21 protein-coding genes and 2 pseudogenes are annotated in these 23605 nt (G+C 46.6%); 5 read left to right on the top strand and 18 right to left on the bottom strand.

Annotated features, from left to right (window positions below; genetic code table 11):
* Positions 1–4 precede the first annotated feature (4 nt).
* On the top strand, positions 5–262 hold the full coding sequence (locus tag GQS64_RS00470; RefSeq protein WP_075869337.1) for a DUF2312 domain-containing protein: 258 nt from the start codon (positions 5–7) through the stop codon (positions 260–262).
* A 225-nt stretch (positions 263–487) separates the two neighbouring features.
* On the opposite strand, the gene GQS64_RS00475 is transcribed toward GQS64_RS00470, so the two are convergent.
* The 4 genes and pseudogenes from GQS64_RS00475 to GQS64_RS00490 form a co-directional block, all read right to left on the bottom strand.
* Positions 488–829, bottom strand: coding sequence for a hypothetical protein (locus GQS64_RS00475; protein ID WP_418214886.1), 342 nt, complete (start codon positions 827–829; stop codon positions 488–490).
* Positions 808–2293, bottom strand: a pseudogene (locus GQS64_RS00480) (ABC-F family ATP-binding cassette domain-containing protein); the annotation flags it as partial. The gene GQS64_RS00475 and the pseudogene GQS64_RS00480, both read right to left, overlap by 22 nt.
* 112 nt (positions 2294–2405) lie before the next feature.
* Positions 2406–2699 (bottom strand): glycine zipper 2TM domain-containing protein, encoded by a 294-nt coding sequence (locus GQS64_RS00485; RefSeq protein WP_075869339.1) that lies wholly within the window; start codon positions 2697–2699, stop codon positions 2406–2408.
* 150 nt (positions 2700–2849) lie between these two features.
* Positions 2850–3485, bottom strand: coding sequence for a thiamine diphosphokinase (locus GQS64_RS00490; protein ID WP_198230314.1), 636 nt, complete (start codon positions 3483–3485; stop codon positions 2850–2852).
* A gap of 380 nt (positions 3486–3865) precedes the next feature.
* On the opposite strand from GQS64_RS00490, the gene GQS64_RS00495 reads away from it, so the two are divergent.
* Positions 3866–5233: a M48 family metalloprotease gene (locus GQS64_RS00495; protein WP_246798495.1), complete on the top strand. Its 1368-nt coding sequence runs from the start codon at positions 3866–3868 to the stop codon at positions 5231–5233.
* 29 nt (positions 5234–5262) lie between these two features.
* Here GQS64_RS00495 and GQS64_RS00500 read toward each other — a convergent pair whose 3' ends face one another.
* From GQS64_RS00500 to mtgA, 8 genes are all read right to left on the bottom strand, one after another.
* Positions 5263–6213, bottom strand: a complete 951-nt coding sequence (locus GQS64_RS00500) for a cation diffusion facilitator family transporter (RefSeq protein ID WP_198230316.1) — start codon at positions 6211–6213, stop codon at positions 5263–5265.
* A gap of 111 nt (positions 6214–6324) precedes the next feature.
* Entirely contained in the window at positions 6325–7236 is a 912-nt protein-coding gene (locus GQS64_RS00505) for an RNA polymerase factor sigma-32 (protein WP_077994697.1), read from the bottom strand.
* A gap of 257 nt (positions 7237–7493) precedes the next feature.
* Positions 7494–8099 carry a CarD family transcriptional regulator gene (locus GQS64_RS00510; RefSeq protein WP_077994029.1) on the bottom strand — a complete coding sequence of 202 codons (606 nt, stop codon included), beginning with the start codon at positions 8097–8099 and terminating at the stop codon, positions 7494–7496.
* Between the two features lie 361 nt (positions 8100–8460).
* On the bottom strand, positions 8461–8799 hold the full coding sequence (gene fdxA / locus GQS64_RS00515) for a ferredoxin FdxA (RefSeq protein WP_075869344.1): 339 nt from the start codon (positions 8797–8799) through the stop codon (positions 8461–8463).
* Between the two features lie 135 nt (positions 8800–8934).
* On the bottom strand, positions 8935–9312 hold the full coding sequence (locus GQS64_RS00520; RefSeq protein WP_077994037.1) for an RNA-binding S4 domain-containing protein: 378 nt from the start codon (positions 9310–9312) through the stop codon (positions 8935–8937).
* On the bottom strand, positions 9309–12278 hold the full coding sequence (locus GQS64_RS00525) for a DEAD/DEAH box helicase (RefSeq protein WP_198230854.1): 2970 nt from the start codon (positions 12276–12278) through the stop codon (positions 9309–9311). The genes GQS64_RS00520 and GQS64_RS00525 overlap by 4 nt, the downstream gene beginning before the upstream one ends.
* A gap of 880 nt (positions 12279–13158) precedes the next feature.
* Positions 13159–13338: a 50S ribosomal protein L32 gene (gene rpmF / locus GQS64_RS00530; RefSeq protein WP_075869347.1), complete on the bottom strand. Its 180-nt coding sequence runs from the start codon at positions 13336–13338 to the stop codon at positions 13159–13161.
* 343 nt (positions 13339–13681) lie between these two features.
* Positions 13682–14392 carry a monofunctional biosynthetic peptidoglycan transglycosylase gene (gene mtgA / locus GQS64_RS00535; RefSeq protein ID WP_225868121.1) on the bottom strand — a complete coding sequence of 237 codons (711 nt, stop codon included), beginning with the start codon at positions 14390–14392 and terminating at the stop codon, positions 13682–13684.
* 118 nt (positions 14393–14510) lie between these two features.
* Between mtgA and GQS64_RS00540 the strand changes: the two genes are divergently transcribed.
* The gene (locus GQS64_RS00540) at positions 14511–15413 is read left to right on the top strand and encodes a polyprenyl synthetase family protein (RefSeq protein ID WP_077994040.1); all 903 of its coding nucleotides are present in this window, start codon (positions 14511–14513) and stop codon (positions 15411–15413) included.
* 294 nt (positions 15414–15707) lie between these two features.
* The gene (locus GQS64_RS00545) at positions 15708–16316 is read left to right on the top strand and encodes an IMPACT family protein (RefSeq protein WP_077994042.1); all 609 of its coding nucleotides are present in this window, start codon (positions 15708–15710) and stop codon (positions 16314–16316) included.
* Positions 16317–16749: 433 nt separating this feature from the next.
* Here GQS64_RS00545 and ispG read toward each other — a convergent pair whose 3' ends face one another.
* Positions 16750–17985, bottom strand: coding sequence for a flavodoxin-dependent (E)-4-hydroxy-3-methylbut-2-enyl-diphosphate synthase (gene ispG / locus GQS64_RS00550; RefSeq protein ID WP_077994043.1), 1236 nt, complete (start codon positions 17983–17985; stop codon positions 16750–16752).
* Between the two features lie 423 nt (positions 17986–18408).
* Between ispG and GQS64_RS00555 the strand changes: the two genes are divergently transcribed.
* The gene (locus tag GQS64_RS00555; RefSeq protein WP_077994045.1) at positions 18409–18711 is read left to right on the top strand and encodes a hypothetical protein; all 303 of its coding nucleotides are present in this window, start codon (positions 18409–18411) and stop codon (positions 18709–18711) included.
* A gap of 228 nt (positions 18712–18939) precedes the next feature.
* On the opposite strand, the gene GQS64_RS00560 is transcribed toward GQS64_RS00555, so the two are convergent.
* From GQS64_RS00560 to livM, 5 genes and pseudogenes are all read right to left on the bottom strand, one after another.
* On the bottom strand, positions 18940–20058 hold the full coding sequence (locus tag GQS64_RS00560; protein ID WP_077994047.1) for a branched-chain amino acid ABC transporter substrate-binding protein: 1119 nt from the start codon (positions 20056–20058) through the stop codon (positions 18940–18942).
* 74 nt (positions 20059–20132) lie between these two features.
* Positions 20133–20480 (bottom strand): DUF6867 family protein, encoded by a 348-nt coding sequence (locus GQS64_RS00565; protein ID WP_077994049.1) that lies wholly within the window; start codon positions 20478–20480, stop codon positions 20133–20135.
* Between the two features lie 51 nt (positions 20481–20531).
* A complete protein-coding gene (locus tag GQS64_RS00570) occupies positions 20532–21266 on the bottom strand; it encodes an ABC transporter ATP-binding protein (RefSeq protein ID WP_077994054.1) in 735 nt (244 codons plus the stop codon).
* A gap of 101 nt (positions 21267–21367) precedes the next feature.
* Positions 21368–22180 (bottom strand): annotated as a pseudogene (locus GQS64_RS00575) (ABC transporter ATP-binding protein); the annotation flags it as partial.
* Positions 22180–23595, bottom strand: a complete 1416-nt coding sequence (livM, locus tag GQS64_RS00580) for a high-affinity branched-chain amino acid ABC transporter permease LivM (RefSeq protein ID WP_369805705.1) — start codon at positions 23593–23595, stop codon at positions 22180–22182. The pseudogene GQS64_RS00575 and the gene livM, both read right to left, overlap by 1 nt.
* Positions 23596–23605 lie beyond the last annotated feature (10 nt).

Below are 23605 nucleotides of genomic sequence, written 5' to 3' on the forward strand. Positions count from 1 at the left end.
TTCCATGAGTGAAGTGACAGACGAAAAACAAGCAGTGGCTGTTGGCCAATTACGGTCTTTTATCGAACGTATCGAACGTCTCGAAGAAGAAAAGAAAACAATTTCCGACGACATCAAAGAGGTTTATGCCGAGCTTAAAGGAAGTGGTTTTGACAGCAAGGCGGTGCGCACAATCATCCGTTTGCGCAAAAAAGAAGACCACGAGCGGCAGGAAGAAGAAGCTATGATCCAGCTCTATAAAGATGCACTTGGCATGAGCTGATTTTTGAATTTTCTGAAAACTCTAAAGCCTTCCCTTTCGGGAAGGCTTTTTTGTTTATTATCTATTTTCTTTTATGATTGCGGCTTTTCCTTGCGCCACCGGTTATTTATCGGGTTCCGGTCACCCGCCAAATAAAAACCAACGCGAAACCGGTAGAAAACCGACACAAAACCCGACCGACACGAAATTCACTTGAAGCTGAAACCTACAGCCTTTTAAACAAAGCTATTTTTCAAGTTCTTCTTTCAGCATTTCAAGCTCCAGCCATTCATTTTCCTTTGTTTCAAGGTCTTTGCGTTTTTGTTCGAGAAGGTGCGAAAGTTCCTCGAACCTTTTGGCATTTTTTGTATAGAGGTCGGGATCGGAAAACTCTTTTTCCATCTGCGCTATGTCGCGATGAAGGCCATCAATTTCCGAAGGCAATTTTTCCAAAGCGTATTTCTGTTTATAGGATAGCTTCTGTTTTGTTTCCCGTTTCACCTGTTCAACTGCGCCAGACGTTTGCGACGAGGACGGTTTCACGCCTTTCTTCTGTTCGATTTCCCGACCTTTTCGTTGCGCAATCATATCGCTATAACCACCGGCATATTCAAGCCAGCGACCGTTACCTTCAGGGGCGATAATGCTGGTAACCGTACGATCAAGAAAATCGCGATCGTGGCTGACAAGCAAAACAGTTCCCGGAAAATTGCTGACAAGTTCCTGCAAAAGATCGAGTGTTTCCATATCAAGGTCATTTGTAGGTTCGTCGAGTATCAAAAGATTTGCAGGACGTGACAAGACGCGCGCCAGCATAAGCCGTGCTCTTTCACCGCCCGACAATTCCTTGATCGGTGTGCGCGCCTGTTCAGGTGAAAACAGAAAATCTTTCATATAGGAGACAACATGACGTTGCTCACCATTGACGATAACACTGTCGCCGCGCCCGTCGGTCAAATAATGGGCGAGCGTTTCATTTTCATCAAGCGAGCGTTTTTGATCGAGCGTGGCAATTTCGAGATTGACACCCAGTTTTACAGTTCCGCTATCGGGTGTCAAAACCCCGCTCAACATAGACAACAATGTTGTTTTACCAATGCCGTTGGGTCCAACCAGTCCGATACGGTCACCGCGATGGATGCGGGTGGAAAAATGATCGACAAGCACATGTTCGCCGTAAGCTTTGCTGATATTTTTGGCTTCGATCACCAGTTTTCCGGATTCCTGTGAATCGCTCAACTCCATAACGGCATTGCCTTGCGGCCCGCGATAGTTCTTGTATTTTTGCCGCAATTTCTGCAGTTCATCAAGACGACGCACATTGCGTTTGCGCCGCGCTGTAACACCATAGCGCAGCCAATGCTCTTCACGCACAATCTGGCGGCCGAGTTTTTGTTGCTCGATTTCTTCTTCTTCAAGAAGCTTGTCACGCCATTCCTCGAAAAAAGCAAAGCCTTTACCAAGGCGCTTTGTTTCGCCCCGATCAAGCCAGATTGTCGATTGCGAGACATTTTCCAGAAAACGGCGATCATGCGAAATCAATACAATGCTTGAACGTATCGTTTTGAGTTCACCTTCGAGCCATTCGATTGTCGTGAGATCAAGATGGTTGGTCGGCTCGTCAAGAAGCAAAATATCGGGAGCGGGGGCAATGACGCGTGCCAATGCCGCGCGGCGTGCTTCACCGCCGGAAAGCTGGTCGGGTTTTTCTTCTCCGCTCAATCCCAGATGATCGAGCATATAGCTGACACGGTGGACATCATCCAAAGGCCCTAGTCCGGCCTCGACATAGGCACGCACATTTTTAAAACCCTCAAGATCAGGCGCTTGGGGCAAATAGCGGATTGTTGCCGAGGGGTGCCGGAAAATTTCCCCGTCTGTCGGTTCGACAAGACCGGCTGCAATTTTCAAAAGCGTTGATTTACCCGACCCGTTACGACCAACAAGCGCAATACGATCGCCATTCGACACCGATAGCGCGGCATCGGTCAGCAATGGTGTACCGCCAAAGGTAAGTGAAATATGATCGAGACGTAAAAGAGGAGGCGCCATTATGATTCCATTCTGCTATTTAAGAGATTAATAGCAAAATATAACGTTTAAACACATAAAATAAAAAAGGGTCAGCAAACCGACCCCTTTCAATTGTAAAACCTTGATAAACTTATTGATATTGGTTGCAAGGTGCCTGATACATCTGCCCATAGGCATCGCGATAATTACAATATTGAACGCCGTTACGCTTGGTTGCAACGCCAACCAGAGTACCGGCTGCCGCACCGATTGCAGCCCCTCTTAATGCTCCCTTGCCATTGCCCTTGATAGCGCCGCCTGCCAATGCACCCAGAGCTGCACCACCAACGCCATAACCGGCGGTACGTTGTTCATTCGGGGAACAGGCGACAGTTGCAAGTCCCAACGCCGAAACCATGGCAATTACAGAAATACGTTTAAACATGTCGTCACTCTTTCTCTTTTTGATATTCTTGATACTGTGTCGTAATAATAAGGCAAAACCAAGATAAAGTTAAAACTATCACTCACCTCATCCTGATTAATAAATATGGGTAGGCCGCATTTTTTCCACCAACCTTGCAGTTAAAATTCTTCACACTTCAGGAAGTGTAGCCAACAACAGCGCCCGCCCCGTGGTAAGATGCAATTGAAGCTTGCCATTTACCTCGTTTGAAAGGGTCAATGATGAACCAAAGGGCACATTTTTTTCAAAAAGCGGCCATCTCGCTCCCTCGATTGTAAGACCACCGAGGTCATCAAAGCCGATAAGACTGAAAATTGTACCAACAGGAAAATCGAAGGTATAATGTCCGGGAAGAATGGCATAACCTTCCTCGTTGCCGCTTGTTAAGAGAACGTCAATGCCCTTTTTTTTCATCGCCAATGCATGAGCAAAGTGGAAAAAAGCATGATCGGAACGTTTGCCCCCCAATGCGCCACATAAAATAATGCGTTCGGCTCCCCGTTCCAAAGCAAAATCAATCGCAAGTTCGCCATCTGTCTTGTCTTTGGCAACAGGAAATGACCTCTGCTCTATAGTATTGTATTTCAGTTTCAATCCGGATCCGGTTGAATCAAAATCACCCACCCATAATTCGGGTTTGACATGAAGAGCTTCAATATAACGTATTGCACCATCTGCAACGATGACATTGCTCTTGCCAATCTGGCTGATGAGCCGCCCGGTCACCTGAAGATGTCCATCAAGAACGATCGTATAGCTTTTCATAACCACTCCGATTTCCGGTTTTTACGTAAATTTCCCATTTTAATTTTCCAATCGGCATCTATTTGATTGTTCTGAGGTTAGCTATATGTCACAAGAATTGAAATCTATCCGTTCTATTATAGGGGAAATTTTGAAAAAGCCTGTTAGCTTCAAAGTTTTTCAGCCTTATAGTGTACTTTTATCAGTTTGCCTGCAATGAGGGTCAAGCACCAGTTACAATGAGTAAACGCAAAAAAGACAACTCTATCAAGCCGCTTTTGTTGCAGCGCGATGATAATCGTGCCGCGAAAGCCGCCGGTTTTGTCTTTTTTTTAAGTTGCGTTTTTTTCCCGTTAACTGGCTGCCAGCTTGTCGATTACAATAAGCCCGACGGTGGTCTTATGCCTTCGGGCGCTCCTGTCACTGTCGACAAAGTGAGCAAGGGCGATTCTCTTGCGCAATTGGGAGCCTCCCAACACCCGCGGATTTTACAAACCTATGGCGGTGAATATAGCGATCCGAAACTGGAGCGAATGGTTGCAAAAATCGTCGGAAGGCTCACAGCCGTCTCCGACAACCCCGATCAGACCTACAGAATTACAATTTTGAACTCGCCCAATGTCAACGCTTTTGCGCTTCCCGGTGGCTATGTCTATGTCACACGCGGTCTTCTCGCACTTGCCAATGATTCTTCCGAAGTAGCAGCGGTTCTCGCCCATGAAATGGCACATGTCACCGCCAATCATGGTATTTTACGCCAGCAAAAAGAAGCCGAGGTGGAACTTACAAACCAGGTTGTCAGTGAAGTTCTGGAAGATCATTCGGCCGAACGTGAAACAGCCATTCGCGGGAAACTGCGCCTTGCACAATTTTCGCGCAATCAGGAATTGCAGGCGGATGCAATCGGTATAAAAATGTTAGGGCGAGCAGGTTATGATCCGTTTGCGTCGCCACGTTTCCTCCAATCTATGGAAGCTTACGCCGCTTTTCGTAATGTTTCGGGTGCAACCGACGCAACACTCGACTTTCTGGCAAGTCACCCGTCAACGCCCCAACGTATCCAGCTTGCAACCGATCAGGCACGCAAAGTGGGAGCTCCCGGTGTCGGCAAAACCGACCGCGACGATTTTCTCAACGGTATTGACGGAATGATTTTCGGAGATACTGCCGATGAAGGATATATTCGCGGCAACCAGTTCATTCACCCCAAATTGGGGATTACGTTTTCTGTTCCGCAGAATTTCACGATTGATAATTCGTCAAATGCTGTTATTGCGAGCGGCAATAATGACATCGCGATACGCTTTGACGGGGTCGCATTACCGCGCGGTTTAACGCCGGTTGACTATATAAAAAGCGGTTGGGTAAGCGGTCTTGATGCGTCCACTATCCGGCCTCTTACCATTAACGGTCTGGAAGCTGCCCGTGCCCATGCTGCCAATGATCGTTGGCAGTTCGATGTTGTCGTGATTTTCGTCAAAGATCGCGTATACAGATTTTTGACGGCAGCCCAGAAAAACTCGACAGAACTTGATAGTATCGCAACTTCTACAACTTCGACTTTCAAAACCTTGTCGTCGCGCGAAATTTCCGCGCTCAAACCTTTGCGTATTCGTGTCATCAACGTCCGTTTGGGTGACACCGTCGCATCTCTTGCCACACACATGCAAGGCACCAACGCAAAAGAGAAACTGTTGCGCATTATCAATGCACTCTCGCCGACTACAAATTTATCGGCCGGCGACAGGGTCAAGATTATTTCGGAATAATTCCGGATGTTCGGATATAAATCTTTTAATCAATAAGCCCATTGCGGACTTGAGGTAAAAGAAACTGTCAACCAGCGGTCAGGGCCTGCATGACCTATTTTATTGCCAATTTCGGAACGGATTTTATCAAGCTCTTCCACCTCCGCAATTTTATAATGTTCCGGCAAAATGAGGTGAATTTCTATCATGGTCGATCGCCCCACCTTGGCCAGATAGTTCTGGGAACCGACAAAGCCATATTTTTCCACAATTGCATCGACAACGGTATTAACATGTTCATCAAGATCAACCGGCGTTATCATGAGGATGTCACGCATGGCACGCAAAACGGTTTTCACCGGCATTGGCAACATTATCAGCGCAATAAAAGCCAGAACAACCGGATCAATATAAGGCAGTATCCACTCATAATCTGTACCCTCTATAAGGGTGGCAAAGCTGAAAGCAAATAAAAGTGCCAAGCCGATGCCGCCCGACACAATCCAGCTTTTCGCATCAATCGTTATAAAAGCCGATTTTAGACGGCGATTGAAATAATGTTCGTAAAATGCCATGCCGAAGCACAGAAAAACTGCAAAAGTCGAAAACCAGATGGCGGCATCGAAATGGGGTAGTTTGCCACCGTTCAATATCTTCCCCGTCGCCTCGAACAAAGCATAAATAATGGCAACCATCAAAGACAAACCGTTAATTGCCAGAAGCATAGGTTCAAGATGCCAGAAACCGTATTGGAACCGCTCGATAAATTTCGGCGCTTTACGGCTGCGGCGATTGACATCAATCTCGATCAGACGAACGACCAGAAGCGCGGCAATGCTGAACAGACAATCAATCGACGAATACATTCCGTCGAAAATAATTGAAGAAGCTCCCGTCAGAATTCCGGTAATAACCGCAGCAATAGCCAGAACAATGGTTGCAAGAATGGAATAGGCAAGTATTTTTTGTTCAAGATGGGCGTTTCTGTCGAACGGTGACAAACGTAATTCTCCTGGCCGATTGTTCCGGCCAATTCTTCCAAAGCGATAGTGTCAGGTATTAGCCTGACTGCTCAAGATCGCTCAAGAAGACTTTACGCACTCGTTCAGCGATCAAACCTGATAGGCATCCGCACTATTAACAGAAAGAAGATAATTTCGCAATTTTTCCATGGCGCGCGCTTCGATCTGGCGTACGCGTTCTTTGGAAATGCCCATTTTTTCACCCAGTGCCTCAAGCGTTGCACCATCATCATTCAACCGACGGAAACGGATGATTTGTAGCTCCCTGTCGTTCAAAATCTGCAAAGCATCATTGAGCCATTTGGAACGCCGATCACCGTCAATTTCATCTTCGACCAACGCATCTTGCAAAGGATGTTCATCGACTAGCGAATCCATCTTGCTACCGGAATTTTCGTCATCGGCAATCATCGGTGCACTCAAGGAATTATCGGTCGTCGAAAAACGGAAATCCATGGTTTCAACATCGCCAACCGAAACACCCAATTGTTCAGCGATGTTACGGAAAATATCCTGTTTGGTGAGCGTTCTATCCTCAGTGGCGAGTTTTATGCGCAAACGACGCAAATTGAAGAAAAGTGCCTTTTGTGCGGAACTTGTACCGCCGCGCACAATCGACCAATTCCGCAAAATATAATCTTGTATAGACGCTCTGATCCACCAGGTTGCATAGGTGGAAAAACGAACCTCGCGTTCAGGGTCAAAACGTGCAGCAGCTTCCAGCAGACCAACATAGCCTTCCTGAACAAGATCACCTAAAGGCAATTTGAAATGTTTGAACCTTCCGGCAATCGAAATGACAAGCCGCATATGGGAAACTGCAATCTTGTGCATTGCGACACTGTCCTGCTCATCGCGCCAACGCAATGCCAGAGAATGTTCGTCATTCCTTTCAAGATAGGGAGCACGCATTGCCGAACGCATCATGTTACGGCCAAGTGTATTGTCTGTTCCCGCAGTAAAATTTGTGATTAGTTGCGTTGACGTTGAGATGCCGGCCATGATTTGCCCCTCAGAAAATTTGTTGGTACACAAAAGCGACACATTCTGTGTTTCTTTCAGGCACACAACGCCCACCGAGGAACTTGGTTCCATAAAAAAACAATCAAAAGTTTAAAAAAATCAACTTTCGGTATTTTTTTCACAATCATTCCGTGTTGAATTGATAAATGTAAACGGTTGCAAATAAAAAACCCGCTTTGAAAAGCGGGCTTTTAGAAAACTTGATAAACGAGTGGAATGTCTCTTCTTGACTTCAGTCAAGCAGCAACATTTTCACTATCTTCGCCATCTATATCAATGTCGATGTCGCTATCACCTTCGGCATCTGTTTTTGCACTACGCTTCGGGCTTTTTGCCAAATTGATTTCAATTGCGCGAACAGCTTCGGTTTCCGAAATTTTATTGACGACAGCAATTTCCCGCGCCATCCGGTCAAGTGCGGCTTCATAAAGCTGACGCTCGGAATAGGATTGTTCGGGCTGGTTATCCGCACGGAAAAGATCACGGACAACTTCCGCAATCGAAATCAGATCACCGGAATTGATTTTTGCATCATATTCCTGTGCACGACGCGACCACATGGTACGCTTGATACGGGCGCGCCCTTGTAACACTTTCAATGCACGGTCGACAAAATCTGTTTCAGACAATTTGCGCATGCCAATCGAAATAGCTTTGGCAACCGGCACTTTGACATGCATCTTGTCTTTTTCAAAATGGATAACAAAGAGTTCAAGTTTAAGGCCGGCAACTTCCTGTTCTTCAATAGCAACAATCTGGCCGACACCGTGGGCAGGATAAACGATGTATTCTTGAGCCTTGAACCCCTGACGAGCCGGGGATTTTTTCTTGGGGGATGACATATTCTTAACCAACTCCATTTGTGCTCGGCATTGTTGCCGACAAACACAGGTTGAAGGCTCTGCAAATAAAGAGCCATATCCGACCCCCGAATTTTATGAACGTTCCTTTTGATTTAACTGGCGCAAAACAGTTTCATGCATTTGCAAAGCAAATGCGACTGTAAATCCATCAACCTCTACACAATCCGACTGGACGCGACAAACCCATCCACTAGAAAGTGCGAACTATGCCAGATTAAAACACCTTTCGATGAGAAAAAGAAACGTCAACGACATCCGGTTATCGGCTTAACGGAAAGACGATAACACAAAAAACCGTCGAAATCAATCATCGGCCAGTCAAGTTCAACTGATTATATATCTAATCACCGGTTCCCGGTTTGGGCGAGAAGTATTTCTCCAGTTTTCCGGTAACACCATCCATTTCGGTTGCTTCGGGAAGCTGGTCCTTTTTGACGGTTATATTTGGCCATTTAGCCGAATATTCCATGTTGAGTTCAAGCCATTTTTCAAGTCCGGGTTCGGTATCAGGCTTGATTGCTTCCGCCGGACATTCCGGTTCACATACACCACAATCAATACATTCATCAGGGTGGATAACAAGCATGTTCTCCCCCTCATAGAAACAGTCGACCGGGCATACTTCAACGCAGTCAGTATATTTGCAGCGAATGCAATTGTCGGTCACAACATAGGTCATTTTTCAATCTCCAGTGTTCACGTCAAGCGCATTCCGACAAAAGCCTGTCACACTTTTAAACGGAAATGAAACGATAACAGCAATGAGTTAACGTTTTTGACGGTCGGTTTCAACCCCGCATATGCACCAATATGTTCACATTTCCTGTTTTAGAAAGCGCAACAAATGTCGTCTGTCACGCTTTGTCGGTCGTGGCCCCGAAGAAATGACATTTTCCTGTCTGTCTGTCGGACTTACTTCCGGCGTCAAATCTTCATAAAGCAATCTGGCTTCAGGAGCCGGCCCCCTACGCACGCCAAGCCCTGCAACTTTATAGACAACAACCGACCGCTCCAGACGAATAGTCAAAACATCTCCGACTTTTATGGAATAGCTCGACTTGTCAATCTTTACACGATTAACCCTGACCTTGCTGCCCTCGATCAGTTTGGCAGCAAGGCTACGCGTTTTGACCGTCCGCGAAAAAAACAACCACTTGTCCAGGCGCTGTTTAGGGACAGCCTCTTCAATCATTTTTTCAATTGGTCACGCAAGGCAGCCAGTTTTGCAAACGGCGAATCAGGATCAACCGGTTTTGACTGAGCCTTCGGTTTATGTTGTCTGTATGAAGCATCGGCTTTCGGATTATTAAACGACGAATTTTTGCGCGGGCGTTGCTTGTCACGCCGTGGCTCGCCTGTTTTTTCTGCCCCTTCACCCGGCTTTTGCCCCGATTTTTCGCCCGACTTTTCAAAGCGCTGCTCGGAACGCTTTTTCCTGTCATTGTTTGACCGTGACGGCCGATAATCATGGCGCCCCTGATAATGCCAAAGCAAAACAGGTTTTTCCTCTTCTTCCGTCGTCTTTTTGGTAAAATGCGGCCCTACCGGTTCGGCATCCGGTATTTCCGATTCCGGCTTTGACGGTGTTTTCTGAAGAGCGGCTGCGTTTATAAAATCGCCAACCGGCTCGGCAGGACGCACATTTGTGGCAACCGGCTTTGTTTCTTCTGTCGAAGCCTGATCGAATTCCTTGAGTTTTGCCAAAACTTCGGCTTTGTCTTTTTTATCGAACCGATAGCCGAGACTTTTGAGAATTTCTTCCATATCTTCGGCCGTTGCGCCAAGAATGGACATCATTGCCGGAGTAACCAGAAACTGGCGGCCATCATAAGCACCGTCCGGACGCAAACCGCTTCCCGGTTTCCAGTTTACTGCATTGCGAATGAGATCGGCGAGACGTTCAAGAATATCGACGCGGACAGCGCGCCGACCAAGAATGCGGTAACCGGCAAGCTGGTAAAAGGTGGGGTTGAAAGCCGGGTCGACAACAACCGATGTCCGGCCGGCTGCAAGCACCTGCAAAACATCGCCATAGCCCGGCAAATCCCTTGCATGATTTTTCAATGCCCATAAAAGCGTGATTGCTTGTGCCGGTGCAGGTTTCAGCATCATTGGCAGAAAAATATGAAAAGCACCGAACCGCGTACCAAGACGGCGCAGGGCAGCGCGTGAAATCTGGTCAAGGCTTTTGACTTCTTCGGCAACGTCACGACGCGGTAAAACGCCCAGATGTTCTACCAGACGGAATGCCAGTCCCCGTGTCATACCAACCAGCGCATCCGCATTGATAAGGTCAAAAAGCGGCTTCAATGCTGTTTCAAAATGGAAACTGACAAAACGGTCTACCCGCTCGGCGACTTTTTCTCGTGCCTGTCCTGTCAATTGTTCGTCGGCAAGAAGGACCGCGCGCGGCTTTAAAATATCGTCGGTTGCAGCAAGACTTGCCAAAGGTTGGCCAATCCAGCGAACCACACCGTCCGAACCGATCGCAAAATCGCCATTGGCCGAAGCAGCCAACCGGTCTGCTTTTTTTTCAAATTCCACAGCCAATATTTTATCCGCAGCAGCTCTTAGAGCTTTTGCATCGGCACCTTCGCCATTAACATCGGCAATAAAACGAAACCCATCAAGTTTTCCAACATGATGTCCTTCAACAAGAACATCGCCAGTTTGAACTATTTCGGCATCCATCATCACATTCTCTCTAAGCCGCCTCATAAGTACGCTTGTTCTGCGGTCTACAAATCGTTTCGTCAACCTCTCATGTAGCGCATCTGACAATCTATCTTCAATTTCTCGCGTCTTTTCTTGCCAGTGTTGCGGATTGGTAAGCCATCCGGGTCGATGTGACACGAATGTCCAGGTTCTAATCTGTGCAATCCGATGCGATAAAGTGTCAATATTGCCATCGACTCGATCAGCTTGGGAAACCTGTTCGGCCAAATAGTTTTCATTAACACTGCCGCGTTTTACAAGATCACGATAGATGTTGGCAATAATTTCTGCGTGTTGTGCCGGTGCTATTTTGCGATAATCGGGAAGCGCACATGCGTCCCATAACAAGGAAACGCGTTCCGGACGGTCGGCAAGGCGGATAATGTCATAATCGCGCGACAAATTATCAAGAGCTTGAACATCCACCGCCGGTAGTGCACGGGCAAGCCCTTCCAGAGGCGCGGCTGTTTCCAGCGATTTTCTCAAGCTGTCAAGCGTTGAAAAATCCAGACTTTCGCTTCGCCATTGGAGAACTTTGACCGGATCAAAATGATGTGATTCGATTCTCTCTACCAAATCTTTGTCCAAATCCGCGATTCGGCCGGTTACGCCGAAGGTCCCGTCACGCATGTGACGACCGGCACGTCCTGCAATTTGTGCCATTTCTGCCGCCGTCAAATCGCGAAACTGGTAGCCGTCGAATTTTCTTGTCTGCGCAAAAGCGACGTGGTCGACATCAAGATTAAGCCCCATACCGATTGCATCGGTCGCAACCAGAAAATCCACATCCCCCGATTGATAAAGAGCAACTTGTGCATTTCTTGTGCGTGGCGACAGCGCCCCCATGACCACCGCTGCCCCGCCGCGCTGCCGTTTGATAAGTTCGGCAATAGAATAAACATCATCGGCCGAAAAGGCGACGATTGCCGTGCGACTCGGCAAACGGGTCAACTTTTTTGAACCGGCATAAAGCAATTGGGAAAAACGCGGGCGACTGATAACATTCAGACCGGGCAAAAGCTTTTGCAAAATCCCTTGCATCGTCGAAGCGCCCAGCAACATTGTTTCCTGAGTGCCGCGCAAATGTAAAATCCGGTCGGTAAAAATATGGCCACGTGCGAGATCGCCGGCAAGTTGCACTTCATCAATGGCAACAAAAGATGCTTTGGTTTCCCGCGGCAAAGCTTCCACAGTACAAACCGAATAAGGTGCACCAAGAGGAATAATCTTTTCCTCTCCGGTAATGAGAGAAACGCGGTCAGGGCCAATTTTTTCGCTGATACGGTTATAAACTTCACGTGCAAGAAGTCGTAACGGTAAGCCGATCAATCCGCTATCATGAGCGAGCATCCGCTCGATTGCCAAATGGGTTTTGCCAGTATTTGTCGGCCCCAGAACGGCTGTTACATCACGCCCCGAAAGGATAAGAGGGGCTTTGGCCATCATCTACTCCAAATAATCAGTTTTGCCGGTTTGACCGCCAAAACATGCCTTAACGCCCTGTCAAACGATAAGCAAGCTTTACCATTTACAAGACATTAACCAACATTCTTAACCTCTGGAACACTACCGGAACGAATCGGCGACGAATCACCGACATTAGCATGTTCCTGCTATGTTCTTACAACATACTGTGTCGTTACAGAGGAGAGAAACCAAAATATAGCAATAAGGTCAAGGCGTAATCTAAAAAACCGGCTATTTGCTATTAACCATATATCGGACACCCGACGCGATATTCAATTGTCATAAAAATCTGGGCGACAAGAAAAATTCCGGCAAATCGGAAAGCGTCCGGTTCACTTCTTTACACCGTTTCCTTTGTTTCGTGCCAATAATCAGGTTCCCATCACCGTTTTTACGAATACATTCCCGAAACAGAAAATAGAATTTTGCTGCGGGCTTTTTGAACATCCCTGTTCGGAAAATAAAAATATAAAGTTTTTTGATCGTTACTTTTCGATCGTCCGGATTGGCAGTTATCGTTCACATGGTCAAACGGGCAGAAAAACCATATTGCGGCATTGAAAATGCGCGCTTTACCTGAAACTTCACAAATTGAAAACGGAACAGAAAATTATTTGGCCTGAGACCGGACAAAGGAATCAGTTAATTAAATCGGCCGCTCCGCTTTCAAAAATAGCCGGACTTCAAGTATCGGGGGCGTGAATCTTATTGGCAACCGGTTGGTCGATCATATTTTACAAAACGGGTAACCCGAAATCTCGCGAAACCGACTCACCGAAAACGCTAAAAAACAAAATGATCCCGGACATAAAAAAACCGGCCAACAGACCGGTTTTTCTTTAAATTCAAAAAGACTTCAGTCTTTCGGTGTCAGAACCTGACGACCACGATACATACCGGTCTTCAGATCGATATGATGCGGGCGGCGAAGCTCGCCGGAAGTCTTGTCTTCAACATAGGTCGGAGCCTTGAGGGCATCGGCAGAACGACGCATACCGCGCTTTGACGGTGTCGTTTTTCGTTTAGGTACAGCCATGGAATTATACTCCAAATTTGCTTAAAACGTATCTGCCACCATAACCCGAAGCTATATCGGCAGACAAAATTATAGAAGGTTTGGCGTGCCTATACACTGATTATCAGGCTTTGACCAGACTGAAATCAGCATTTTTTATGAAATAGGCCGATATTGTGTCTCTTACAGGCTAAAAATTTCAAAATAAACAGTCGGGCTGAAATATTTTAAAATTGTTGTGGTCGATTTGCTATATAAGACCCGAACCGGTTTTTAACACGTGCCCAACACGCTTCCGCTTCGCTCACTGCTTGCAAATTCTTTCCGTTAACGTTGATGCCACCCCATTTTCGTGAGGCATGGCTTATTCCCGCAGACATTGCGTATAAGCACCCGATTGTCGCAAGCGCCTTTCAATGAGCCGTTCAAGCCTTGTAAGATTGACCGAAGGACGTGCGGGATTGCGCAGTTTCGGATTGGGCAATGTTACCGCAAGATAGGCAGCCTGCCGTGGATTGAGGCTTTTTGCCGAGCGTTTGAAAAAATGTCGTGAAGCAGCTTCTGCACCATAAATTCCCGGCCCCCATTCGGCAATATTGAGATATATTTCCATAATGCGCCGTTTGGACAAAACAGCATCGGCAACTGTTGCATAAGGAATTTCCAGACCTTTTCTGAGATAAGACCGGTCATGCCACAAAAACAGGTTTTTCACCATTTGCATAGTAATGGTCGATGCCCCTCTATTAGGCCCTCCATTACGAGAAATAACTGTTTTCAATTCGTCCCAGTCAACGCCATTATGGAAACAGAATTGCCCGTCTTCCGACATCATAACCGCATAAACAAGATGAGGAGAAATATCTTCAATAGAAGTCCATTCGCGTTCATAAGGCGTGAAAGTGATTTTATCACGCAACATCAAAGTAGAAACAGGATGAATAAAAGGCAGTTTATAAAGAAGCAGCATGAAAAACGGCAAAGCCAGCAAAAACACCAATAGGTAAAGCGCCACGCGCAGTTTTCCTGAACGCTTTCTATGGAAACGAACTTGCGGGCTTTGGCTTTCAGACAACAATTATTCCTCGTTTAATAAACAACCTTCGTTTATATCAATATTGTCTCGTTTATAAGCATTGACGGCGACGTTTGAATGTTTCATGTGCATCTTGCAAAGAATAGAGGAATACTCAATGGAAGATTTTACCAATTTACTTGCCAGAAATGCCCGCCAGATTGGTGAAATGCTGGACGCGAAACTCTCTAACCATATCGAGTCGGGAGAGATTGCCCGTCCGCCACGCCTTCTCGCCGCAATGCGCCATGGCGTTTTGAATGGTGGCAAGAGATTGCGGCCTTTTCTTGTTATCGAGACAGCGCGACTTTTTGATGCCAATATCGAAGCAGCACAATGCGTTGGAGCAGCACTTGAAGCAATCCATTGTTATTCACTGATACATGACGATTTACCGGCCATGGATAATGATGATTTGCGGCGCGGCAAGCCTACTGTCCATAAAGCATTCGACGAAGCAACAGCCATTCTTGCCGGTGACGCATTATTGACAATTGCTTTCGATTTTCTCTCCGATGACAAATTGGAGCTTGATGCAAAAATCCGGCTTCAACTGATAAATGGTCTTGCCCGCAGTGCCGGTCTTGGCGGCATGGTTGGCGGGCAAGTACTCGACCTCGAAGCGGAGACGAAAAAACCTGATGAAAGCGGCATTATCACATTGGAAGCCATGAAAACCGGCGCACTTATTCGCTATGCATGTGAAGCGGGTGCTATCCTTTCCAATGCAACACGTGAAGATCGCGAAAGACTTTCCGAATTCGGCGCGGCAATCGGCTTGGCTTTCCAGCTTGCCGATGATGTTCTTGATGTGACTGCCGATACCGAAGCTCTCGGCAAGACCGCCGGTAAAGACATAGCCGCCAATAAAGCAACTTTGGTAGCCCTACACGGTGTCGAATGGGCAAAACACCAACTGGAAGGCCTGATGGAACAGGCTGATAGCTTGCTTGAACCATTCGGTAACAAAGCCGATATTTTAAGGGCGACTGCAAGATTTGTCATAGAGCGAAAAAATTAAGGGAGGAGCGGAAAAATTAACGGGGGAGCGGAAAAATTAACGGGGGAAAGGAAGAATTAAAGGGGAGAACGGAAAAATCGACAGGAAAACCGAACAATTGACGGGGGTGAAAAAACCGGCAGGAAAGGAACGATTGACGACAAAAAATCCGTCAAAAGACATTCGTCGAACGCACACGATTTGTCATTCTAAACGCTAAAAAGTCGGCTAAACGCTAAAAAGTCGGATGTTTTGAAAACGCACAATTTGCCACTATGCCCCTCCCGTTAAAACCGAAGACTTTGGAAAATATTGATGGCCTTTACTCTTGCTTCTGCAACCGAGCTTTTGGAAGAAATTAAAAAAAGCCGTTTTTTAACACGTGCTTTTCCGATCAATTCCGTGGAACAGGCAGAAGAGATCATTGAAACAGTTCGCAAAGAAGAAGCAACACACCATTGCTATGCCTGGAAGTTCCATCAGAATTACCGCTTCAACGATGATGGCGAGCCAACAGGAACTGCCGGTAAACCGATACTCAATGCCATTGAAGGCAGAAATTGTGATTGCGTTCTCGTCATTGTCACACGCTGGTTCGGAGGGGTTAAACTTGGCACCGGTGGCCTTGTTCGTGCTTACGGGGGCGGTGCGGCAAGAGCACTCCAGAATGCCGAACTCGTCGAGCTTGTGGACTGGCAAAATTTGACTTTTCACTGCCCTTTCAATCTTTTGCCCATTATCGAAAACGAGGTTCAGAATTTCCTTGCGCAAATTGAAAATCGGCATTTTGACGATTCCGGATGTGAATTGACACTGCGTTTGCCAAAAGCTGAACAACAAAACTTTATTGACTGGCTAAAAGATAAGAGCAGCGGCAAAATCCTGATTGATAGAGAAAACTCCCACTCCGACATGTCTTTCTAGAAGCGCGCTCCAAATTTATAAAACTCCGGTCATACAAAGATGACCGTCAATTTGACTGTTAGGTTTTTCTTTATTTCACTTGATTGACGAGCCTCCGATAGGCGACACGTTCAAAAACAATCGCTTCCGCTTAAAGGGCAACCGTTCCAGCTCTTCCGTGATCTGCCTTCCTTAACTCTCCGGTTTCCGGCTTTATCGGGCGAAGCACATTTTTTCATTCCAACAAAGCTTTTAAAACATTTTGAATTTTTAAACGCGTTCAAGCTCTTTCAACCCTGAAATAGGTAAACCGGGCTTTTCATCGTTTTTGATGACGACAAAAAGCAAACGACTTTTTTGCTGTTTGAAAAACTCACGCGAAAAACGCACCCTTCAAAGTTGGACACCCGTTTCAAGTGTCAACTTCATGGTTTTTGAATTGACGATCGCAAATCTATTTGAAACGTTCCTCGATATAGTCGGCAACCATCTGCTCGAATTCAGCCGCAATATTCGCGCCACGTAATGTTTTTACCTTTTTCCCGTCAATAAAAACTGGGGCTGCCGGCATTTCGCCGGTACCGGGAAGCGAAATACCGATATTGGCATGTTTTGATTCCCCTGGCCCGTTGACGATACACCCCATGACAGCAACATTAAGCGTTTCGACACCGGGATATTTTTCCCGCCAGACCGGCATGTTTTTACGAATATCACCCTGTATTTTCTGCGCGAGTTCCTGAAATACTGTCGAGGTGGTACGCCCGCAACCGGGGCAAGCGGCAACAGTCGGTATAAATTGCCTGAATCCCATGACCTGCAAAAGCTCTTGGGCAACCTGCACTTCACGGCGGCGGTCACCACCCGGTTCCGGTGTCAAAGAAATACGAATCGTATCGCCAATTCCCTGTTCCAGCAAAATACCTAGAGCTGCTGAAGAGGCAACAACACCTTTCGTCCCCATACCGGCTTCGGTAAGCCCCAGATGCAAAGCATAATCGCAGCGCTCGGCCAACATGGTATAAACGGCAACGAGATCTTGCACCTGACTGACTTTAGCCGAAAGAATGATTTTATCGCGACCAAGGCCGATTTCTTCAGCAAGATGCGCAGAAATAAGTGCAGATTGCACCACCGTTTCATGCATAACCTCGTCGGTCGAGAGAGGGCCACCTTTTTCGGCATTTTCATCCATTAAACGCGTGAGCAATTCCTGATCGAGCGAACCCCAGTTCACGCCGATCCGTACCGGCTTGTCATAGCGGATTGCAAATTCGATAATTTCACTGAATTGTTTATCACGTTTTTCGCGAAACCCGACATTGCCCGGATTGATGCGGTATTTTGCCAAGGCTTTCGCACAATCGGGATATTCGGCCAATAATTTGTGGCCGATATAATGAAAATCGCCGATGAGCGGAACTGTAATTCCAAGATTATCGAGCCGTTCTCTAATTCTTGGCACGGCGGCTGCCGATTCATCCCGATCGACAGTGATGCGTACCAGTTCGGAGCCCGCTTTTGCCAGTGCTGCAACCTGCGCTACTGTAGCATCTACATCTGCCGTATCCGTATTCGTCATTGATTGCACGACAACCGGATTGTTCCCCCCCACCATGACACCGCCAACATTGACGGCAACAGACTTGCGGCGCGGAAACGGTTTTGAAAAATATTCGTGCTTGTTCATTTTCGGATGATGTCTCTTTTCATTGAACGGTCGGGATAAACACATCGCCCCTTTATAACTGTTATAGCGGCATTTTCCCAACCGGAAATTAAAAAAGCTTTTCACTTTTTTGATGATTCACATTCCCGTTTTTATCAATCATCATTTTTATATATAACTATATATATGACATGGCAGATCGTTTATCGCACAATTTCCGCACTTTATCCGACAATTATTTTCCCTCCTGCAAAGCCTTGTATTTTTCCTCCCATAAGCCCGCGAAATTTTTCTTTACGAAAAAATACCGGCTCTACCTGTTACTTTACACTGGAAGGAACATATTTTTGCATTATCTATTCTTATACGTGATCTATTCTTAGACGTGGAAATTCCCGGCCTTGTGTTCGACTTATACGGGGCTTCAAGCGCAAGGAGAAAACAATGTTTAATGTATTAAACGGCAGTGACACAAAAGAAAAAATCGAAAAACGCATTCAAGATCTGAAATCCGAGCTTCAATCACTGACACAATCGCTGAAACAACCTTTAACGAAGGGTGATGGTTTTTTCGAGAATACCGGTGAAATTGCCGAAACAATAAAAGACAAAGGCCGTCAGGCGCTTGATGTCGTTGGCGAGCAAGCCCACTATATCACAAAGCAGACAAAAAATTATCCGAAGACTGCTTTGGCAGTTGTCGGTGTTCTGGGCGTTGCAGCTTATTTCTTGTTACGACGTAAATAACCGGAACGATAAAAAATCGGATTGCATATGTGTTTGAATAAAATTTGTCTCACTAAGAGTTGAGAAACAAATTTTTAAAATGAGCGGCACATTCAAAAGGTCCGATTGGTCATATCTGATCGTGTAATGAAGATAGAAGTAAATAAAAAGCGCGTTAAACGCGCTTTTTTATCTTCCAGTCGCTTTCAGCTCTTTTGGCTTACTTTAGTTCTTTTCCGACTTTATTTTTCAATCCTTGACTTCGGAATAATTATAGCTTCCGTCCGGAGCCTTATACCAACGGTTCATAACAAAACCACCCTCTTTCGGATCGCCTTTCTCGGTAAAATCCAAAGGTCCGAGCACGGTTTTGAAGGGTCCTTTTGTTTTCAGGTATTGAGCCACTTTTTGCGGGTTTTGTCCTTGGGTTTCAATGCCTTCGGCAATAAGTTGCACAACCGCATAGGAATAAAGCGTGAATGCTTCCGGTTCAAATCCGCTTGCCCTGAAGGTTTTTACCAATTCGTCATTATCCTTATTGGCACGCGGATCGGCGTTGAAAGTGTTCATAACGCCGATAACGGCATCTTGGGCAGTCGCCGCAAGTTCATTGCTGGCAAAAGCATCCCCACCGATATAGACAGGTTTAACCTTCTGTTCCGCCATTTGGCGCAACATCAATCCGGCCGGTGTATAAAGCCCGCCGAAATAGACAACATTCGCGCCACTCTGCTTCATTTTTGCGATAATCGCCGAAAAATCCTTATCTTCGACATTGACACCGTCAAAGCTCAATTCGGTAACGCCAAGCTTGTTCAGTGTCTTTTTAACCTCTTCGGCAATACCAATTCCATAAGCGGTTTTGTCGTGGATAATCATGACCTTCGGATCAGGAACATGTTTTTTTATGAATTCACCGGCAAATGAACCTTGCTGGTCGTCACGGCCGCAAACACGAAACTGTAGCGGATAGCCCGATTCCGTCAATTTCGGATTGGTAACACCGGCTGAAATTGCCAGCATTCCGTTTTCATCATAAACAGTGGCTGCCGGAAGAGCGGCCCCTGAATTATAGTGTGCGACAACAAATTCCACGCCGTCACCGGCAAGCTTATTTGCGCCCGAAACAGCCTGTTTGGGGTCGGATGCATCATCGACAATTTCAATAACAAGCTTTTCGCCTTTTACTCCTCCCTTGTCATTGATATTTTTAACGGCCATTTCCGCACCGTGTTGAATTTGTGCGCCAATTGCCGCACTTGGTCCCGTAGCCGGAATCGCCACACCGATTTTAATATCGGCCCAGGCGCTGTTCATGAACGCACCAAGACCGATCGCCGCAACAGTTGTCAGTAAAGCCTTCTTCATTTCCGTTCTCCTCTTTTTCTTCATAAGTTGTAAAACATCCAAAGTATTTTTTCCAGACAACATCAAAGAAAAGCTTATTTCTTGTGCCAGCTAAAAGGCGACGATTTCTTGTAAAGCCAACTATATTGGCGAACCATCTGGTTGGTTCGGGTAAACTGGAAACCGAGGCTTGCAAAAATCAGCAAAACGACAAGATCGACAAGATAATAATGAAGCGATAATAGCGTCCCGTTAAAGGGGGGAATATAATGGATGAAGCGGATGGCGGCCGCCAGCGGTACCATTGAAACGAGTGCTACTTTCAGTCCGTGCCAGGTCAATGCACAGGCACGCCCTGTCATCCATGCAGCCCAGCCACCGAGGATTACGGTCACCAGAATAAAGACAAAAAGCGATGACTCTTCGTAGATGATACCTTGCATTTTTTCTCCCTAAAACTTCAAATAACGACAATTGTTTTTTGAAGACTTCAATTAGTGTCGGCCACCTTCAAGATAGGCTGCCCTGACTTTCGGATCAGCCAGCAATTCCGCGCCTGTTCCGCTCATTGTAACAGCACCATTCACAAGAACATAGCCGCGATGGGCAAGTTTCAATGCTCCGAAAGCATTCTGTTCGACCAGAAAAACGGTCAGTCCTGTTTCCTCGTTCAGTACTTTGATCGCATCGAATATCTGTTTGACAATGAGAGGAGCCAGCCCCAATGACGGTTCATCAAGCAAAAGAAGCCGCGGGCGGGACATCAGAGCACGCGCTATTGCCAGCATTTGTTGTTCGCCGCCTGACAAAGTACCACCGCGCTGCTGCAAACGTTCTTTCAAACGCGGAAATAATGTGAACATTTTCTCGACATCCTCGTCAAAATATTTGAGGTTGTCGATACTTGCGCCCATCTGGAGGTTTTCAAGCACGGTCATACGTGGAAAAATCCGCCGCCCTTCCGGCGATTGCGCTATACGTAATCTCGCAATTTCGTGCGTTTCCATATAGGTAATATCGCGCCCCTCGAAGAAAATTTGACCCGACCTTACACGCGGCTTACCGAATATCGTCATCATCAATGTCGATTTACCGGCACCATTGGCACCAATGAGCGTAACAATTTCGCCCTGCCGGACTTCGACGCTCACACCTTTTAGAGCCTGAATAGCACCGTAATAAGTTTCGATATTTTCGACTTTAAGGAGTTCTGGTGCATCGCTACTCATGAACGCTTTTCCTCTTGTTCCTGCGAGTCGGCAGAAATGATTTCTGTTTCGGAGATTTCAACACTTCCCGTTATCTCCCCGCCGGACGTAACCTCACCGGAAGCCGCCTCATCCTCGTCAACGCCAAGATAGGCTGCAATAACCTTCGGATCGTTTTTAACCATTTCCGGCGTGCCGTCGGCAATTTTCGACCCGTATTCGAGAACAACAACGTGATCGGATATTTCCATCACCACCGACATATCGTGCTCGATAAGCAGCACCGATGTGTGCTCGACATCACGTATATTCAAAAGCAAATCATTGAGTTCCAGCGATTCTTTCGGGTTGAGACCGGCTGCCGGTTCATCAAGACATAGAAGTTGCGGCTCGGTGCACATTGCCCGTGCAATTTCCAGACGCCGCTGGTCTCCATAAGGGAGATCACCCGCAGGATCATCCGCACGATTGACGAGATTGATTTTTTCAAGCCAGATTTCCGCCTTTTTGATCGCCTCTTTGGCTGCCCGCTTATAGGAAGGAAAGCCGAACAGACCAAGCACGGTCATACCGGAGGCGCGCATCAACTCGTTATGCTGTGCAACAAGCAGATTTTCGAGAACCGTCAAACCGGTGAACAGACGTATATTCTGGAACGTACGGGCAACTTTTGCTTTCTTGGTAATCTCGTAATCGGCAAGTCGCTCCAACAGAAACGTTTTTCCTTCGTTTGTGTGGAGAGAAAGCATTCCGCCAGTCGGGCGATAAAAGCCGGTAATACAGTTAAAAACAGTTGTTTTACCTGCACCATTCGGCCCGATCAGCGCTGTTATTTTTCCCCGCTCGACATTGAAGCTCAAATCATCAACAGCAACAAGACCGCCAAATTGCATCCGCAAATGTTCGATCTGAAGAAGGGTATTATCGTCAGCCATCAGCCGTTTCCTTCTTTTGTAAAATCACCTGAAACAGCTTTCTTCACTTTCAGAAAAGCACTCGGCTCGCGCTTGCCGACAAAGCCTCGCGGCTTCCACACCATAACAAACACCATAGCCAGACCAAACCACAACATACGATATTGCGGCGGGTCGAAATCGGGCCCGAATATCATTTGCAGGGCGGGAACATCACGAAGCAATTCGGTACCGCCGATCATGACGGCGGCGGCAACAGCTATTCCGCCAAGTGAACCCATGCCACCGAGCACAACGATTGCCAGAATAATGGCCGATTCATCGAAAATAAAACTGGTATAATCGGCGCGCCCTTGCCTTGCTGCAAAAAATGCACCGGCAAAACCACCAAACATTGCGCCAATAGAAAACGCTGTCAATTTTGTTGTGACGGTATTGATGCCGAGCGAACGGCAGGCAATTTCATCTTCTCTCAAAGCTTCCCATGCCCGTCCGATGGGTAGGCGGCGCAATCTCACGACAACCCACGCCGTTATGACCACCATGACAAGAATGACGTAATAAAGAAATATCTTATAATGGGCGGCCTGAAAATTCAGCCCGAAAAATGCGGCAAAACCACCATCACCCTTGGTGAAAGGAATACCGAAGAAGGTTGCTTTTTGTACCGACAGTCCCGCAGCTCCACCGGTAACCGGCGTCCAGTTTTGCAAGATTGTGCGGATAATTTCACCAAAGGCCAGAGTAACAATAGCCAGATAATCGCCGCGTAATCTTAATACCGGAAACCCCAGCATCATTCCCCAAAGGGCGGCAAAAATACCTGCCAAAGGCAAACACAGCCAGAATGAAAAACCGAAATGGTTGCCAAGGAGCGCAACCGTATAGGCTCCCACTGCATAAAAGGCAACATAACCCAAATCAAGCAGTCCGGCGAGGCCGACAACGATATTAAGCCCCCATGCAAGCATCACATAAATCAAAATCTGGATCGCATAATTATCAATCCATTTTTGTGACTGCGCCAGATTGTCGACCACAAAGGTTGTAATAAAAAACGGATATACGAGTAATAAAGCAAGAATACATCCGGGCGCATATTTCTGAAAGCCGGGTGTTACCTCTCTTACTGTTATTCTGATCGCTTGTTGAAGCCCTTTGGCATAAAGAAAAATAAAGGCAAGCAGAACAAAAACAACGAGCACAATTCCCGTAATCAAGAGCTGATGTGCCTGAGCTGACAGATTATAAGTCGATTGGGCAGATGCGTCTTCATAATAAAGCCACGCACGATAGGCGACAAACAGGATGACCGAAGGAACAATTGCAAAAACCGCACCTTTCGTGCCGCCTCCAAACAGACACCACGTAAAACGCCCGACGCCGGCAATAATCACATAATTGATGAGATAGCCGATTTGCGGCGTTAGCGTCATCTCGTTTTTC

Source organism: Bartonella sp. P0282, assembly GCF_048452985.1.
In the GTDB taxonomy this organism is placed as follows: domain Bacteria; phylum Pseudomonadota; class Alphaproteobacteria; order Rhizobiales; family Rhizobiaceae; genus Bartonella; species Bartonella choladocola.

Bases quoted from the DNA above. Each gene is read 5' to 3' on its own strand.
- GQS64_RS00560 (WP_077994047.1), bottom strand. From the start codon at position 20,058: ATGAAGAAGGCTTTACTGACAACTGTTGCGGCGATCGGTCTTGGTGCG.
- GQS64_RS00490 (WP_198230314.1), bottom strand. From the start codon at position 3,485: ATGAAAAGCTATACGATCGTTCTTGATGGACATCTTCAGGTGACCGGG.
- GQS64_RS00540 (WP_077994040.1), top strand. From the start codon at position 14,511: ATGGAAGATTTTACCAATTTACTTGCCAGAAATGCCCGCCAGATTGGT.
- GQS64_RS00570 (WP_077994054.1), bottom strand. From the start codon at position 21,266: ATGAGTAGCGATGCACCAGAACTCCTTAAAGTCGAAAATATCGAAACT.
- GQS64_RS00475 (WP_418214886.1), bottom strand. From the start codon at position 829: ATGATTGCGCAACGAAAAGGTCGGGAAATCGAACAGAAGAAAGGCGTG.
- ispG (WP_077994043.1), bottom strand. From the start codon at position 17,985: ATGAACAAGCACGAATATTTTTCAAAACCGTTTCCGCGCCGCAAGTCT.
- GQS64_RS00555 (WP_077994045.1), top strand. From the start codon at position 18,409: ATGTTTAATGTATTAAACGGCAGTGACACAAAAGAAAAAATCGAAAAA.
- GQS64_RS00485 (WP_075869339.1), bottom strand. From the start codon at position 2,699: ATGTTTAAACGTATTTCTGTAATTGCCATGGTTTCGGCGTTGGGACTT.
- GQS64_RS00495 (WP_246798495.1), top strand. From the start codon at position 3,866: ATGCCTTCGGGCGCTCCTGTCACTGTCGACAAAGTGAGCAAGGGCGAT.
- GQS64_RS00520 (WP_077994037.1), bottom strand. From the start codon at position 9,312: ATGATTGAAGAGGCTGTCCCTAAACAGCGCCTGGACAAGTGGTTGTTT.
- rpmF (WP_075869347.1), bottom strand. From the start codon at position 13,338: ATGGCTGTACCTAAACGAAAAACGACACCGTCAAAGCGCGGTATGCGT.
- GQS64_RS00510 (WP_077994029.1), bottom strand. From the start codon at position 8,099: ATGTCATCCCCCAAGAAAAAATCCCCGGCTCGTCAGGGGTTCAAGGCT.
- livM (WP_369805705.1), bottom strand. From the start codon at position 23,595: ATGACGCTAACGCCGCAAATCGGCTATCTCATCAATTATGTGATTATT.
- fdxA (WP_075869344.1), bottom strand. From the start codon at position 8,799: ATGACCTATGTTGTGACCGACAATTGCATTCGCTGCAAATATACTGAC.
- GQS64_RS00525 (WP_198230854.1), bottom strand. From the start codon at position 12,278: ATGGCCAAAGCCCCTCTTATCCTTTCGGGGCGTGATGTAACAGCCGTT.
- GQS64_RS00470 (WP_075869337.1), top strand. From the start codon at position 5: ATGAGTGAAGTGACAGACGAAAAACAAGCAGTGGCTGTTGGCCAATTA.
- GQS64_RS00565 (WP_077994049.1), bottom strand. From the start codon at position 20,480: ATGCAAGGTATCATCTACGAAGAGTCATCGCTTTTTGTCTTTATTCTG.
- GQS64_RS00545 (WP_077994042.1), top strand. From the start codon at position 15,708: ATGGCCTTTACTCTTGCTTCTGCAACCGAGCTTTTGGAAGAAATTAAA.
- GQS64_RS00505 (WP_077994697.1), bottom strand. From the start codon at position 7,236: ATGGCCGGCATCTCAACGTCAACGCAACTAATCACAAATTTTACTGCG.